13 protein-coding genes are annotated in these 11853 nt (G+C 71.0%); 7 read left to right on the plus strand and 6 right to left on the minus strand.

The window, feature by feature from the left end; translation table 11 throughout:
- Position 1 precedes the first annotated feature (1 nt).
- Positions 2-2188, plus strand: a complete 2187-nt coding sequence (locus ACSDQ9_RS04055; RefSeq protein WP_435143959.1) for an ATP-dependent DNA ligase — start codon at positions 2-4, stop codon at positions 2186-2188.
- Between the two features lie 9 nt (positions 2189-2197).
- Here ACSDQ9_RS04055 and ACSDQ9_RS04060 read toward each other — a convergent pair whose 3' ends face one another.
- Together ACSDQ9_RS04060 and ACSDQ9_RS04065 are read right to left on the minus strand one after the other, a co-directional pair.
- Entirely contained in the window at positions 2198-2728 is a 531-nt protein-coding gene (locus ACSDQ9_RS04060) for a DinB family protein (RefSeq protein ID WP_435143962.1), read from the minus strand.
- Entirely contained in the window at positions 2721-3329 is a 609-nt protein-coding gene (locus ACSDQ9_RS04065; protein ID WP_435143965.1) for a maleylpyruvate isomerase family mycothiol-dependent enzyme, read from the minus strand. The genes ACSDQ9_RS04060 and ACSDQ9_RS04065 overlap by 8 nt, the downstream gene beginning before the upstream one ends.
- 221 nt (positions 3330-3550) lie before the next feature.
- On the opposite strand from ACSDQ9_RS04065, the gene ACSDQ9_RS04070 reads away from it, so the two are divergent.
- The 3 genes from ACSDQ9_RS04070 (at position 3551) to ACSDQ9_RS04080 (ending at position 6053) form a co-directional block, all read left to right on the plus strand.
- The gene (locus ACSDQ9_RS04070) at positions 3551-4642 is read left to right on the plus strand and encodes an NADH:flavin oxidoreductase/NADH oxidase (protein WP_435143967.1); all 1092 of its coding nucleotides are present in this window, start codon (positions 3551-3553) and stop codon (positions 4640-4642) included.
- 138 nt (positions 4643-4780) lie between these two features.
- Positions 4781-5743 (plus strand): intradiol ring-cleavage dioxygenase, encoded by a 963-nt coding sequence (locus tag ACSDQ9_RS04075; RefSeq protein WP_435143969.1) that lies wholly within the window; start codon positions 4781-4783, stop codon positions 5741-5743.
- 91 nt (positions 5744-5834) lie between these two features.
- A complete protein-coding gene (locus tag ACSDQ9_RS04080; protein ID WP_435143971.1) occupies positions 5835-6053 on the plus strand; it encodes a DUF6458 family protein in 219 nt (72 codons plus the stop codon).
- A 27-nt stretch (positions 6054-6080) separates the two neighbouring features.
- Here the strand turns inward: ACSDQ9_RS04080 and ACSDQ9_RS04085 are convergent, their stop codons facing one another.
- From ACSDQ9_RS04085 to cobA, 3 genes are read right to left on the minus strand one after another with little or no spacing between them, the layout of a single operon-like run.
- A complete protein-coding gene (locus tag ACSDQ9_RS04085; protein ID WP_435143973.1) occupies positions 6081-6638 on the minus strand; it encodes a bifunctional adenosylcobinamide kinase/adenosylcobinamide-phosphate guanylyltransferase in 558 nt (185 codons plus the stop codon).
- Complete coding sequence (locus ACSDQ9_RS04090; protein ID WP_435143976.1) at positions 6635-7420, minus strand: adenosylcobinamide-GDP ribazoletransferase; 786 nt, start codon at positions 7418-7420, stop codon at positions 6635-6637. The genes ACSDQ9_RS04085 and ACSDQ9_RS04090 overlap by 4 nt, the downstream gene beginning before the upstream one ends.
- Positions 7407-8144, minus strand: coding sequence for a uroporphyrinogen-III C-methyltransferase (gene cobA / locus ACSDQ9_RS04095; protein WP_435144909.1), 738 nt, complete (start codon positions 8142-8144; stop codon positions 7407-7409). The genes ACSDQ9_RS04090 and cobA overlap by 14 nt, the downstream gene beginning before the upstream one ends.
- Positions 8145-8493: 349 nt before the next feature.
- On the opposite strand from cobA, the gene ACSDQ9_RS04100 reads away from it, so the two are divergent.
- Both ACSDQ9_RS04100 and ACSDQ9_RS04105 read left to right on the plus strand, forming a co-directional pair.
- Entirely contained in the window at positions 8494-9057 is a 564-nt protein-coding gene (locus tag ACSDQ9_RS04100; protein WP_435143979.1) for an NADPH-dependent FMN reductase, read from the plus strand.
- Positions 9050-9511, plus strand: coding sequence for an aminoacyl-tRNA deacylase (locus ACSDQ9_RS04105; protein WP_435143982.1), 462 nt, complete (start codon positions 9050-9052; stop codon positions 9509-9511). The genes ACSDQ9_RS04100 and ACSDQ9_RS04105 overlap by 8 nt, the downstream gene beginning before the upstream one ends.
- Before the next feature lie 19 nt (positions 9512-9530).
- Here ACSDQ9_RS04105 and ACSDQ9_RS04110 read toward each other — a convergent pair whose 3' ends face one another.
- Entirely contained in the window at positions 9531-10535 is a 1005-nt protein-coding gene (locus ACSDQ9_RS04110) for a LacI family DNA-binding transcriptional regulator (RefSeq protein ID WP_435143984.1), read from the minus strand.
- 103 nt (positions 10536-10638) lie between these two features.
- Between ACSDQ9_RS04110 and rhaI the strand changes: the two genes are divergently transcribed.
- Positions 10639-11850 (plus strand): L-rhamnose isomerase, encoded by a 1212-nt coding sequence (rhaI, locus tag ACSDQ9_RS04115; protein ID WP_435143987.1) that lies wholly within the window; start codon positions 10639-10641, stop codon positions 11848-11850.
- Positions 11851-11853: the final 3 nt, after the last annotated feature.

An 11853-nucleotide genomic window follows, 5' to 3' on the forward strand; every position in this document is an offset into this window, starting at 1 on the left:
CATGACAGCGCACGAGGTCACCCTGTCGAATCCCGACAAGGAACTGTGGCCGGCCGACCACATGCCCGATGGCCGCGCCGTGACCAAGGCCGAGCTCGCCGAGTACCTGCGGGCGGTCGAGCCGGGGTTGTTGCAGGCGATCGGCGATCGTCCGGTGACCTTGCAGCGCTTCCCCGACGGCATCACCGGCGACCCGTTCTACTCCAAGCGCCCACCCAAGGGCATGCCCGAGTGGATGCGCACCGTGATGTGCACCTATCCCAGCCGCCGCAAGCACGAACAGCTGGTCGTCGACGACATCGAGGGCGCCATCTGGCTCGCGCAGATGTCGACCATCACCATGCATCCGTGGCCGGTGCGCACCGACAATCTCGACAATCCCGACGAGCTGCGCATCGATCTCGACCCGCAGCCCGGGCGCGGTTTCGACGATGCGGTCACGGCCGCCTTCGCGCTGCGCGACCTGATGACCGAGCTCGGGTTGACGCCCTGGGTGAAGACCTCCGGCAACCGCGGCGTGCACGTGTTCGCGCGCATTCGTCCCGACCACGAGTTCCTGGTGGTGCGCCACGCCGTGATCGGCATCGCCCGCGAACTCGAGCGCCGCCTGCCCGACCTGGTCACCTCGTCGTGGTGGAAGGAGGAGCGTGGCGAGCGCATCTTCGTCGACTTCAACCAGGCCTGCCGAGACCGGACGATCGCTGGCGCGTACTCGCCTCGTCCGCTGCCCGGGGCGCCGGTCTCGTTCCCGGTCACCTGGGACGAACTGCGCGACTGCCAACCCGGCGACTTCACGGTGCGCACCGTGCCCGGTATCGTCGCCGACCGCGGCCACGCGTGGGCGCTGCCGGGCAACGCGATGGACGATTCCGTGGGCACGATCGAGGGTGCCCTCGCGTTGTGGGACGACCAGCTGGCCCGCGGCCTGGGCGAACTGAACTTCCCGCCCGACTACCCCAAGATGCCCGGGGAGCCTCCGCGGGTGCAGCCCAGCAAGCGCCGCAAGGATCGCGACGACGAGGAGTACATGGCCCCCAAGGCCGAGCGCGATGCCCACTGGGGTGTGCCGGTGGTGCCGCCGTTCGGACCCATGCTGGCCAAGCCCGTCAAGGAGTTCCCGAAGGCCGATGTCATCTTCGAGCCCAAGTGGGACGGGTTCCGCTCGCTGATCTGGCGATCGGGCGACGAGGTCGAGATCGGATCGCGCAACACCAAGCCCATGACCCGCTACTTCCCCGAACTGGTCGAGGCGATCAAGGCCAACTTCCCCGACCCGTGCGTGATCGACGGCGAGATCGTGATGGTCGACCCCGAGCACGGTGACCGACTCAACTTCGAGGCGCTGCAGCAGCGCATCCATCCGGCGGCGAGCCGGGTGAAGAAGTTGTCGGCGTCGATGCCCGCCTCGTTCGTGGCCTTCGACCTGCTGGCTCTCGGTGAGATCAACTACACCGAGCGGCCCTTCGAGGAACGCCGGGCCGCCCTCGAGAAGGCGCTGGCCAAGGCGAAGCCGCCCATTCACCTGACTCCGGCGACCCGCGACCGCGAGGTGGCGAAGCGCTGGTTCACCCAGTTCGAGGGGGCCGGGCTCGACGGGGTGATCGCCAAGCCGCTCGACGTGCTGTACCTCGAGGACAAGCGCGCCATGTACAAGATCAAGCACGAGCGCACGGCCGATTGCGTGGTCGCCGGCTACCGGACCCACACCTCGGGGGACGACCGCATCGGCTCGTTGCTGCTCGGGTTGTACGCCGACGACGGCACCCTCAACTCGGTGGGGGTGATCGGTGCGTTCCCGATGGAGCGCCGCAAGGAACTCTTCGCCGAGCTGCAGCCGCTGGTCACCACGCTGAAGGGGCATCCCTGGAACTGGGGTGGCGAGGGTGAGGGCGACCTGGACGACGTCGCCGCCGACGCGCTGCCCGACAATCGTGACCAGTCCTTCCCGCGCACGCCCACGTCGTCCGCGCACTCACGCTGGAATGCCAGCAAGGATCTGTCGTTCACGCCGCTGCGCCCCGAGCGGGTGGTCGAGGTGCGCTACGACCACATGGAGGGGAATCGCTTTCGGCACACGGCGCAGTTCGTGCGCTGGCGCGACGACCGCGACCCGGAGTCGTGCACCTACGACCAGTTGGACGAGCCCGTCAGCTACGACCTGGACGAGGTGCTCAACGCCCGCGCCTGACGGCCAGGGTCAGGTGGCGATGCCGACGTCGTGGCCGTGGTGCACGAGGTCGTGCAGGAAGTACGCCGCGAAGGTCTCCACCGTGAACTGGGAGCCGTTGCTGCGCAGGCTCCGCCGCCCCCACTGATCCGGGGTCACCTGGTCGAAGGCGGCCGACGTCAGGGTGGCCTCGTCCGCGAACTGCTCCGCGACGATGCGCGGGTCGAGCGTCCAGTAGCGCCCCTCGATCGCGGCCTGGTCCTGGTCCCAGTTGGCGAAGGTCGGGTCGTCCTCGCGCAGCATCAGCGCCAGTCGCTCCCGGAACAGCGCGCACACGTCGCGCACGTGGGCGCCGTATTCCAGCGGTGACCAGGTGGTTTCGGCCGGACGATCCCGGGCGTCGGGTCGGGCCAACCGCTCGCGCCAGGCATCGATGCCGGCGCGTACCCGCGGGCCGACCTCGGTCACCGACGTCGGGGTGAAGCCGCAGTCGGGGCAGCCGTCGGTGGTGACGAAGGTCCAGTCCTTGTCATCGGGCACGGGGACGGCCGGCTCACTCATGGTCGGGAACCTCGTTGGCCAGCTCGTCGACCGGCAGCCCCGGGTCGTGCTCGGGAGGGGACCAGCCGGGGTCTCGTCCGATCAGGGCGATCAGCCGGTCCTGCGGGGAGTGGGACGAGTCCAGCAGCACCGGGTTGCCGAACTGGCCGCTGGTGCGCAGCATCTCGACCTGGTCGCTCATGCCGTCGACGAGGGCCTGCGTGGTCGGCGGGTCGAGCTCGAGCGGCTGACCGGTCGCGCGAGCGAGGTCCCAGGCGTGCATGAACACGTCGGGCACGTAGTACTGGGCCAGCAGATCTTCGAGAGCGACCTCGTCGCCCTGGAAGTTGGTGACCCGCTGGCCGGCCGTCGCGGGGTCGTCGAGCAGGGCCTGCACCCGGCCGTCGAGCTCGCGCCAGGCCTCGACCGGGTCGTCGGAGGTGACGTCGGGCAGGTCGACACCGAGCCCGCGCAGCATGCCGGGGAGCCACGTGGTGAGGTGCTCGACGACGTCGTGGGCGCGCCACTCCTCGACCGGCGACGGCGCGTTCCAGTCGGTGGTGCCCTCCACGAGGCGGGTGAAGGTGGCCGCGTGCGCGCGGTAGGCCTCTGCGGTGCTCATGGCAACAAACTAGCCCGTCTCACCCGGTGCCATCGGGGTCGGTCGGCAGACGGCAGGCCCGCCACCTTTCACCCGCTACAAACTTCTGCACCGTGGCTCGGCCCACCCCCCCAGAACGGGGGTCAGCTCAGCCCGCGTGTAGATCTTTGTAGCGGATCGTGGTGGACACCGAGCCAAGCGGCCGGGGAACAAGTCGCCCCGGTCTCGGCGTTGCCCCCAGCGTGAGCTCACTCTTCGCACCCATCACCCTGCGCGGCACCACCATCCGCAACCGCATCTGGCTCGCGCCGATGTGCATGTACTCCGTCGAGTTGCAGGACGGTGTGCCCACTGACTGGCACCTGGCCCACCTCGGCGCGCGCGCCCAGGGCGGGTTCGGTCTGGTGATGACCGAGGCCACCGCCGTGGTGCCCGAGGGTCGCATCAGCCCGCAGGACACCGGCATCTGGAACGACGACCAGGTCGCCGCCTGGCAACGAATCACCGCCTTCATCGCCTCCCAGGGGGCCACCCCCGCCATCCAGCTGGCGCACGCCGGCCGCAAGGCCTCGACCCGGCGCGGCTTCCCCGGCGAAGCCACCGGCATCGCCCCCGCCGACGAGGGCGGCTGGACCCCGGTCGGCCCCTCCGGCGCCCCGTTCCCCGGTCTGCTCGAACCCACCGAACTGACCACGGACGACCTGGCCGCCGTCGTGCGCGCCTTCGCCGAGGCCGCCGGGCGGGCGGTCCGCGCCGGCTTCGAGGTGCTCGAGGTGCACTCCGCCCACGGCTACCTGCTGCACCAGTTCCTCTCGCCGCTCAGCAACCACCGCACCGACTCCTACGGCGGCCCCTTCGCCAACCGCTCCCGGTTGCTGCTCGAGGTCGTCGACGCCATCCGCGCCGAGGTCGGCGAGGGCGTGCCCGTGATCGTCCGCATCTCGGCGACCGACTGGGTGGACGACCAGCCCGCCTGGACCCTCGAGGAGTCCGTCGAACTGGCCGCCGAGCTGAGCCGTCACGGCGTCGACCTGGTCGACGTCTCGTCGGGCGGCAACGCGGTGGTGCCGATCGAGGTCGGCCCCGGCTACCAAGTGCCGCTGGCCACCGAGATTCGCAACCGGGGCGGGGTGCGCGCCGGCGCCGTCGGCCTGATCACCACCCCGCGACAGGCCGAGCAGGTGATCGCCGACGGTCATGCCGATGTCGTGCTGCTCGGACGAGCCGCCCTGCGCGACCCTCACTGGCCCCAGCGCGCGGCGCACGAGCTGGGGGTGGAGGTCGACCCGGCCCAGTTGTACCCGCCGCAGCACGTGCGGGGCGCCTGGCGCTGAGCCGGGGCCGGGTCACTCGCGGCCCCGTCACTCGCAGCCCACTCACAAAGGGCGCACAGGGACCGCACAGACCCGACCGATTCCCTGAGGAGTGTCGCCGAACCCGGTGGCGCCAGACCGACTCCCCAGGAGCAAGCCATGAACCAGCCGACCAACACCACGCCAACGGAAGCCCGGCCCACCTTCGAGGGCCGCGTGCTCCCGCGCCCCGACGACGAGGTGCAAGACCAGGGGCTCGCCTTCGACGTCACCACCCTCTTGCACCGCCGCGGCCTGCTGGGGCTGGTCGGCGCCGGCGCGGGGGCGGTCGCGCTGGCCGCCTGCGGGGTCTCCTCGGCGACCTCGACCACGGGTGCCAGTTCGACCCAAGCATCGAGCGCGACCAGCGATTCGCCCAGCACCAGCACCACCGGCTCGGCCTCCTCGTCCGACGTCACCGAGATCCCGGACGAAACCGCCGGCCCCTATCCGGGCGACGGCTCCAATGGGCCCGATGTGCTGGAGCAGTCGGGGATCGTCCGCGGTGACATTCGGTCGAGTTTCGGGTCATCCACCACGACCGCCGAGGGCGTGCCGCTCACCATCGAGCTGACGGTGACGAACCTGCAGAAGAACAATGCGCCGTGGAGCGGCGTCGCGGTCTACGCCTGGCACTGCGACCGCGAGGGGCGCTACTCGATGTACTCCGAGGGGGTCACGGGCGAGAACTACCTGCGCGGCGTGCAGGTGGCCGATGCCGACGGGGTCGTGCGGTTCACGTCGATCTTCCCGGCCTGTTACACCGGACGATGGCCGCATGTTCACTTCGAGGTCTACGAGACCGTGGCGGGCATCACCGACTCGACGAACGCCATTGCCACCTCGCAGCTCGCCTTCCCGAAGGACGTCTGCGACACCGTCTACGCCACCGCCGGGTACGAGCAGTCGGTGTCGAACCTGTCGCAGCTCACCCTCGAGTCGGACAACGTCTTCGGCGACGACGGCGGGGTGCACCAGTTGGGCACCGCGACGGGCGACGTCACCTCGGGCTACACCATCGCCCTGACCGCTCCGGTCGACCTCTCGACCACCCCTACGGGTGGGAAGATGGGCAGTCGTTGACGCGCTTCCCGCTCGACGGCGCACCGATTCGGTAGGTTGCCGAGCACGTGCGGCGGGTGCCTCTCCCGCCGCCGGAGTGAGGAGAAACATCATGTGGATCGGACTCGGCATCTTCCTGGTCGTCGTCGGCGCCATCCTGGCGTTCGCCGTCCAGGTCAACATCCCCGGGGTCAGCGATGACACCCTCGGCTGGATCCTGATGATCGCCGGTGTGGCGGCCATCATCCTGTCCTTCATCCTGCAGGCCCAGCGCCAGCGCACCCGCCACGAGGTCGTCCGCGACGAGCACGTCGAGCGCGAGGTGCGCTGACCCGAGTGAGACGGTTCGCCCTGATCGTCAGTCCTTGATGGTCAGGGCGCAGCCGGCCACCACCAGCACCACCCGGTCGCTGACCCGGGCGACGGCCTGGTTCGTCCAGCCCAGCCAGTCGGTGAACAGCCGACCGGATCGCTCCATCGAGATCAGCGACTGACCGACCTCATTGGTGACCACCACCAGGGGGTGGGGGCAGCGGGCGATGGCGCGCTCGAGCTCGGTGATCCTGTCGCGCAGGTCGGGTTCGAGGGATTCGCTGGAGCGCTGCCACGCGTCGAGGCCATCGAGCTGTGCCGTCAGCCAGGTGCCCAGGCAGTCGATCAGCGCCGGAGTGGTCAGCGCATCGATCGCGCTCACCAGGTCGGGGGTCTCGAGGGTGGTCCAGGCGGCGGGGCGGCGCTCGCGGTGGCGTCGCACCCGGTCGTTCCAGTCGGCATCGTCGGATGTCGGCCCGCAGGCCACGTAGGTCACGGGGGAGTGCGGGTCGAGCAGACCCTCGGCGACGGCCGACTTGCCCGAACGGGTGCCGCCGGTCACCAAGGTCGTCGTCCCGGTCGTCGTGGGGACGCTGTCGGTCACGGCAGGCCCCCCGCCAACACGGCCACACTGGCCGCCGTCAGGTGCAGCTCGATCGCCGCCCCCATCACGTCGCCGGTGACCCCGCCGAAGACCCGGGTCGAGCGCCAGAGCAGCCAGGCCACCACCGCCAGCCCGGCCACGGACGACGCCACCCCCGTCCACCACGGCAGTCCCACCGCGACCGCCACGCCGACGAGCGCGGCCGCGGCGAGCGTCGTGCAGAGCAGGGTCAGCCAGCGCGGCACCACCGAGGCGACCTGCTCGGCCAACCCCGACTGGGGAGCGGCCGGCAGGCCGCGGGTGGCGGCCACGGTGGCGGCGACTCCCGAGGCCGTGACCAGGGCGGCCACGACCACGGCCGCGCGCCACGCCGGCAGGCCGCCGGCCAACGCCGCCCACGAGGCCGCCTGCAGCCCGACGACCAGCACGACCGCCACCACCCCCATCGGCCCGGCGTTGCCCAGGTGCATCACTTCGAGGGCGCGCTCCCGGTTCCAGCCGGCGCCCAGCCCGTCGACGGTGTCGGACAGCCCGTCGATGTGCATGCCACGGTTGCCGAGGGCGATCGCGGCGACGGCCAACAACCCCGCGACCAGCGGCGGCAGGCCGACCAGACCCGCCAGCCAGATCACGGCACCCGCCAGCAGCCCGACGATGGCGCGGGCGACGGGAGCGGCCAGCATCGCCACGCGCGCCGAGGCCGGGGTGGGGTCGGCGATTCGTCCGACGGGAACGACCGTCAGCAGCCCGACGATCAGTCGCAGCCCCTCAGTCGAGGGCACGGACGACCTCGCCGACGACGCAGACGGCCGGCGGCGCGATGGCGGCCTGCTCGGCCAGGGTGGCGATGGTGGCCAGGGTGCCGTCAATGCGGCGCTGACTGGGGAGTCCGCCGTCGGCGACCACCGCTGCCGGGGTGTCGGCGGGCAGGCCCTCGGCGACCAGGGTGGCGGCGATCGCGGGCAGCGAGGCGACCCCCATCAGGATCACCAGAGTGAGACCGCTGGCGGCCAGCGCCGACCAGTTGGCCTGGTTGCGGGGGTCGTCGGGGGGAATGTGGCCCGAGACCACCACGAAGCCCTGGCTGACGCCGCGGTGGGTGACCGGAATGCCCGCCAGTTCGGGTACGGACACCGCCGAGGTGACGCCGGGGATCACCCGCACGTCGACGCCGGCCGCGGTGCAGGCCAGCCACTCCTCGCCGCCACGGCCGAAGACGAACGAGTCGCCCCCCTTGAAGCGGACGACGTCGCGCCCCCGGCGGGCGTGCTCGACGAGCAGCCGGTTGATGGTCTCCTGCGGGGTGAACTCGCCGCGCGGAATCTTGCCGACGTCGATGATCTCGGCGTCGGGGTTGAGTTCGGCGATCAGGGAACGCGGGGCCAGGTGATCGGTGAGCACCACGTCGGCGGCGATCAGCGCCGCGGCACCGGCCCGGGTGACCAGCCCGGGGTCGCCAGGGCCGCCGCCGACCAGGGTGACCCGCCCGGCCGAGGGGGAGTGCAGGGCGCGGTTCTCGTCGGGTGACCCGGGGGACTCGGCGCTCGCCGTGGCCCGGTGGTCGGCTGGGGAGGCGGGCACCTCCGCGTCAGCAGCGAGCGGGCCGTCGGGAGTCAGGGGCTGGTCGGGCACGGCCCCACTCTAGGTCTCGCGCCGCACCTTTCTCACTCCGCATCCGTTCCCAGCCAGCCCCGTTCTCGCTCAGGCCGATGTCCAGAAATGGCCACTGGAACGCGATCCGGTCCAGAAACTGCGCCACCGGCTCGTCCGGCGACCAATTCTGGACATCACGCGCCGAAGGCCCGGCTAGCGTGGGGCCGAGCAGACCCCGCCGGGGTCGCGGAGGGAGACGGACGTGAAGGTCGGCATCATCATCGGGTCGGTGCGCGAGGGTCGCAAGGCCGAGGCAGTGGCGCATTGGGTCAAGGACCAAGCCGATGCCCACGAGGGTGCGCGGGCCGCCGGCCTCGAGTTCGAGCTGATCGATCTGGCGCAGTTCGCGCTGCCGGTGCTCACCTCGTCCACGGTGCCCGGGGCCGCCCAGCGCCACTACGACTCCGACAACGTGACCCGCTGGGGAGCAGCGATCGACGCCTGCCAGGCGTTCATCTTCGTGACCCCCGAGTACAACCACTCCGTGCCGGGTGCCTTCAAGAACGCCTTCGACTCGATCGGCCCCGAGTGGACGCTCAAGCCCGTGGCCTTCGTCAGCTATGGCGCCGACAACGGGGTGCGGGCCGTCGAGCACTGGCGGTCGATCGTGTCGAACTTCCAGATGGTCGACGTGCGTCAGCAGGTGTCGATGAGCGCCTTCACCGAGTTCCCCGACGGGGTGTTCACGCCCAACGAGCTGCGACCCAAGGCCATGACGACGCTGCTCGACCAACTCACCCATCTGACCGGCAAGCTCCATGGCTGACGACACGCCGGCCATCGTCGCGGCCCGCGAATCCGGCATCGCGTTCACCGTCACCCGCCACGGGCGGGTCGCCAGCCTCGAGGAGGCCGCCGCCGCCCGCGGCATCGCCCCGCGCGACCTGGTGAAGACGCTGGTGGTGAAGCTGCCCGACGACAGCTTCATCTTCGTGCTCGTGCCCGGCGACCAGCAGTTCAGTTGGCCCAAGCTGCGCACCCTGCTCGACACCAATCGGCTGTCGATGCCCGACGCCGCCACCGCCCGCGAGGTCACCGGCTACGAGCGCGGCACGATCACCCCGTTCGGCTCGGCGCGGGCGCTCCCGGTGTACTTGGACGCCTCCCTGCCCGGGCGCACGATCTCGATCGGCGGCGGCGCCCACGGGGTGGGTCTGACGGTGGCCGCGGACGACGTCGTGCGCCTGTTCGACGCCACCGTCGCCGACCTCTCGGACTGAGGCCGCTGGTCTGCGGGGCTCAGCTCGACTCGCGCACGACCAGTTCGGGATCGAATCGGACGACCTGCGGCCCCGACTGCGGGTCGGCGAGCTGCCGCACCAGCAGTTCGACGGCGCTGCGTCCGATCTCGCGCGCCGGCTGGCGCACCGAGGTGAGCGGCACCACGGTCGCGGCGGCGAAGTCGATGTCGTCGTAGCCCACCAGCGCGAGGTCGTCGGGCACCCGCACGCCGCCGCCCATCACGAGCGCCTGCAGCGCCCCGACGGCCAGCAGGTCATTGGCGCAGAAGAGGGCATCGGGGCGCCGTTCGGGGGCGCGGGTCAGCAGTGACTCGGCGGCGGCTCGTCCCTCGAGCACGGTCAGGGCAGCGCGCTCGATCACCTCGATGGTGGCCTCCGGGTGGCGGGCCACGGCGGCACGGGCGCCCTCGAGCCGGTGGCTCACCTGCGGCAGGCTGAGCGGCCCGCCGATGAAGGCCAGCCGGCGTCGTCCGCGGCTGAGCAGGTGGCCGGCGGCCAGGTCGCCGCCCAGGGTGTCGTTGACGGCCACGGACGAGAACCCCGGCGCTCCAGAATCGGCCAGTTCGCGGTCGACCAGCACCACGGGAATGCCCCGGGACTGCAGGCGTTGCAGGCGGGTCGGGTCGTCCGTGGTGGGGGTGATCAGCACCCCGCTGACGCGCTGTTCGTCGAACAGGTCGAGGTAGGCGGATTCGCGGGTCGGGTCTTCGACGGAGTTGCCGACGAGCACCGTCAGGCCGGCGTCGGCGGCGGCGAGTTCGGCCCCGCGGGCGACCTCGGCGAAGAACGGGTTGCCGGCGTCGAGCACGACCAACCCGAGGCTGCGGGATCGTCCGGCGCGCAGCTGGCGCGCGCCTTCGTTGCGCACGAACCCCAGCCGTTCGATGGCGGCCTGCACGCGGGCGAGGTTGTCGGCCGAGACCCGGTCGGGGTGGTTGAGGGCGTGGCTGACGGTGCCCACCGACACCCCTGCCTCGGCGGCGACATCGCGCACGCTCACCACGGCGACACCCTAGCCCGCGTCAGTTGGCGCGCGGTGGTGTCGGGACAGGGCTGGGGCGCCGCCACCCCCTTGACCGCCCTCGAGAACCCTGCGTAGGCTCCACTTGAAACGATTCAACCACCCGCAGACGCAACCCCAGGAGGCCGCCGTGGCCGTGCTCACCGCCGAGATCCTGACCCAACTCGAGGGTCAGCAGATCGAACTGCCCAGTTGGGCGTTCGGCAACTCCGGCACCCGCTTCAAGGTGTTCGCCACCCCCGGCACCCCGCGCGACCCGTTCGAGAAGGTCGCCGACGCCGCCCGCGTGCACGAGCTCACCGGCCTGGCCCCCAGTGTCGCCCTGCACATTCCGTGGGACCTGGTCGACGACTTCGGGGCCCTGCGCCGCCACGCCGAGGGCCTGGGGGTGCGGCTGGGCACCATCAACTCCAACACCTTCCAGGACGACGCCTACAAGTTCGGGTCGCTCACCCACGTGGACGCCGCGGTGCGCCAGCAGGCGATCGACCACCACCTGCGCTGCCTCGAGGTGATGGACGCCACCGGGTCGCGCGACCTCAAGATCTGGCTGGCCGACGGCTCCAACTACCCCGGGCAGACCGACCTGCGCGGGCGTCAGGATCGCCTCGCCACCTCGCTGGCCACCATCTACTCCCACCTCGGCGACGAGCAGCGCCTCGTGCTGGAGTACAAGTTCTTCGAGCCGGCGTTCTACCACACCGATGTTCCCGACTGGGGCACGGCCCTCACCCAGGTGCTGGCCCTCGGCGAGCGTGCCGTGGTCTGCCTCGACACCGGCCACCACGCTCCCGGCACCAACATCGAGTTCATCGTCATGCAGTTGCTGCGCGCCGGACGACTCGGAAGCTTCGACTTCAACAGCCGCTTCTACGCCGACGACGACCTGATCGTGGGCGCGGCCGACCCGTTCCAGCTGTTCCGCATCCTCGCCGAGGTGATCCGTGGCGGCGGCTTCAACTCCCCCGATGTCGCGTTCATGCTCGACCAGTGCCACAACATCGAGAACAAGATCCTCGGCCAGATTCGCTCGGTGCTGAACGTTCAGGAGATGTCGGCGCGTGCCCTGCTGCTCGACCGGGCCGCGTTGGCCGAGGCCGAGGCCGCCGGTGACGTTTTGCTGGCCAGCGAGATCTACACCGACGCCTTCCACACCGACGTGCGCGCCGACCTCGCCGACTGGCGCGAGAGCCGCGGCCTGCCCCGCGACCCGATGCGTGCGCAGCGCGAGTCCGACCACCAGAGCCGCATCGAGTCCGAGCGCGTGGGTGGCACCCAGGCGAGCTGGGGAGCCTGAAGC

Origin of the sequence: Aestuariimicrobium soli (assembly GCF_051192575.1) — a bacterium.
Lineage (GTDB): Bacteria > Actinomycetota > Actinomycetes > Propionibacteriales > Propionibacteriaceae > Aestuariimicrobium > Aestuariimicrobium soli.

Bases quoted from the DNA above. Each gene is read 5' to 3' on its own strand.
- ACSDQ9_RS04075 (WP_435143969.1), top strand. From the start codon at position 4,781: ATGAACCAGCCGACCAACACCACGCCAACGGAAGCCCGGCCCACCTTC.
- ACSDQ9_RS04105 (WP_435143982.1), top strand. From the start codon at position 9,050: ATGGCTGACGACACGCCGGCCATCGTCGCGGCCCGCGAATCCGGCATC.
- ACSDQ9_RS04065 (WP_435143965.1), bottom strand. From the start codon at position 3,329: ATGAGCACCGCAGAGGCCTACCGCGCGCACGCGGCCACCTTCACCCGC.
- ACSDQ9_RS04080 (WP_435143971.1), top strand. From the start codon at position 5,835: ATGTGGATCGGACTCGGCATCTTCCTGGTCGTCGTCGGCGCCATCCTG.
- ACSDQ9_RS04060 (WP_435143962.1), bottom strand. From the start codon at position 2,728: ATGAGTGAGCCGGCCGTCCCCGTGCCCGATGACAAGGACTGGACCTTC.
- ACSDQ9_RS04055 (WP_435143959.1), top strand. From the start codon at position 2: ATGACAGCGCACGAGGTCACCCTGTCGAATCCCGACAAGGAACTGTGG.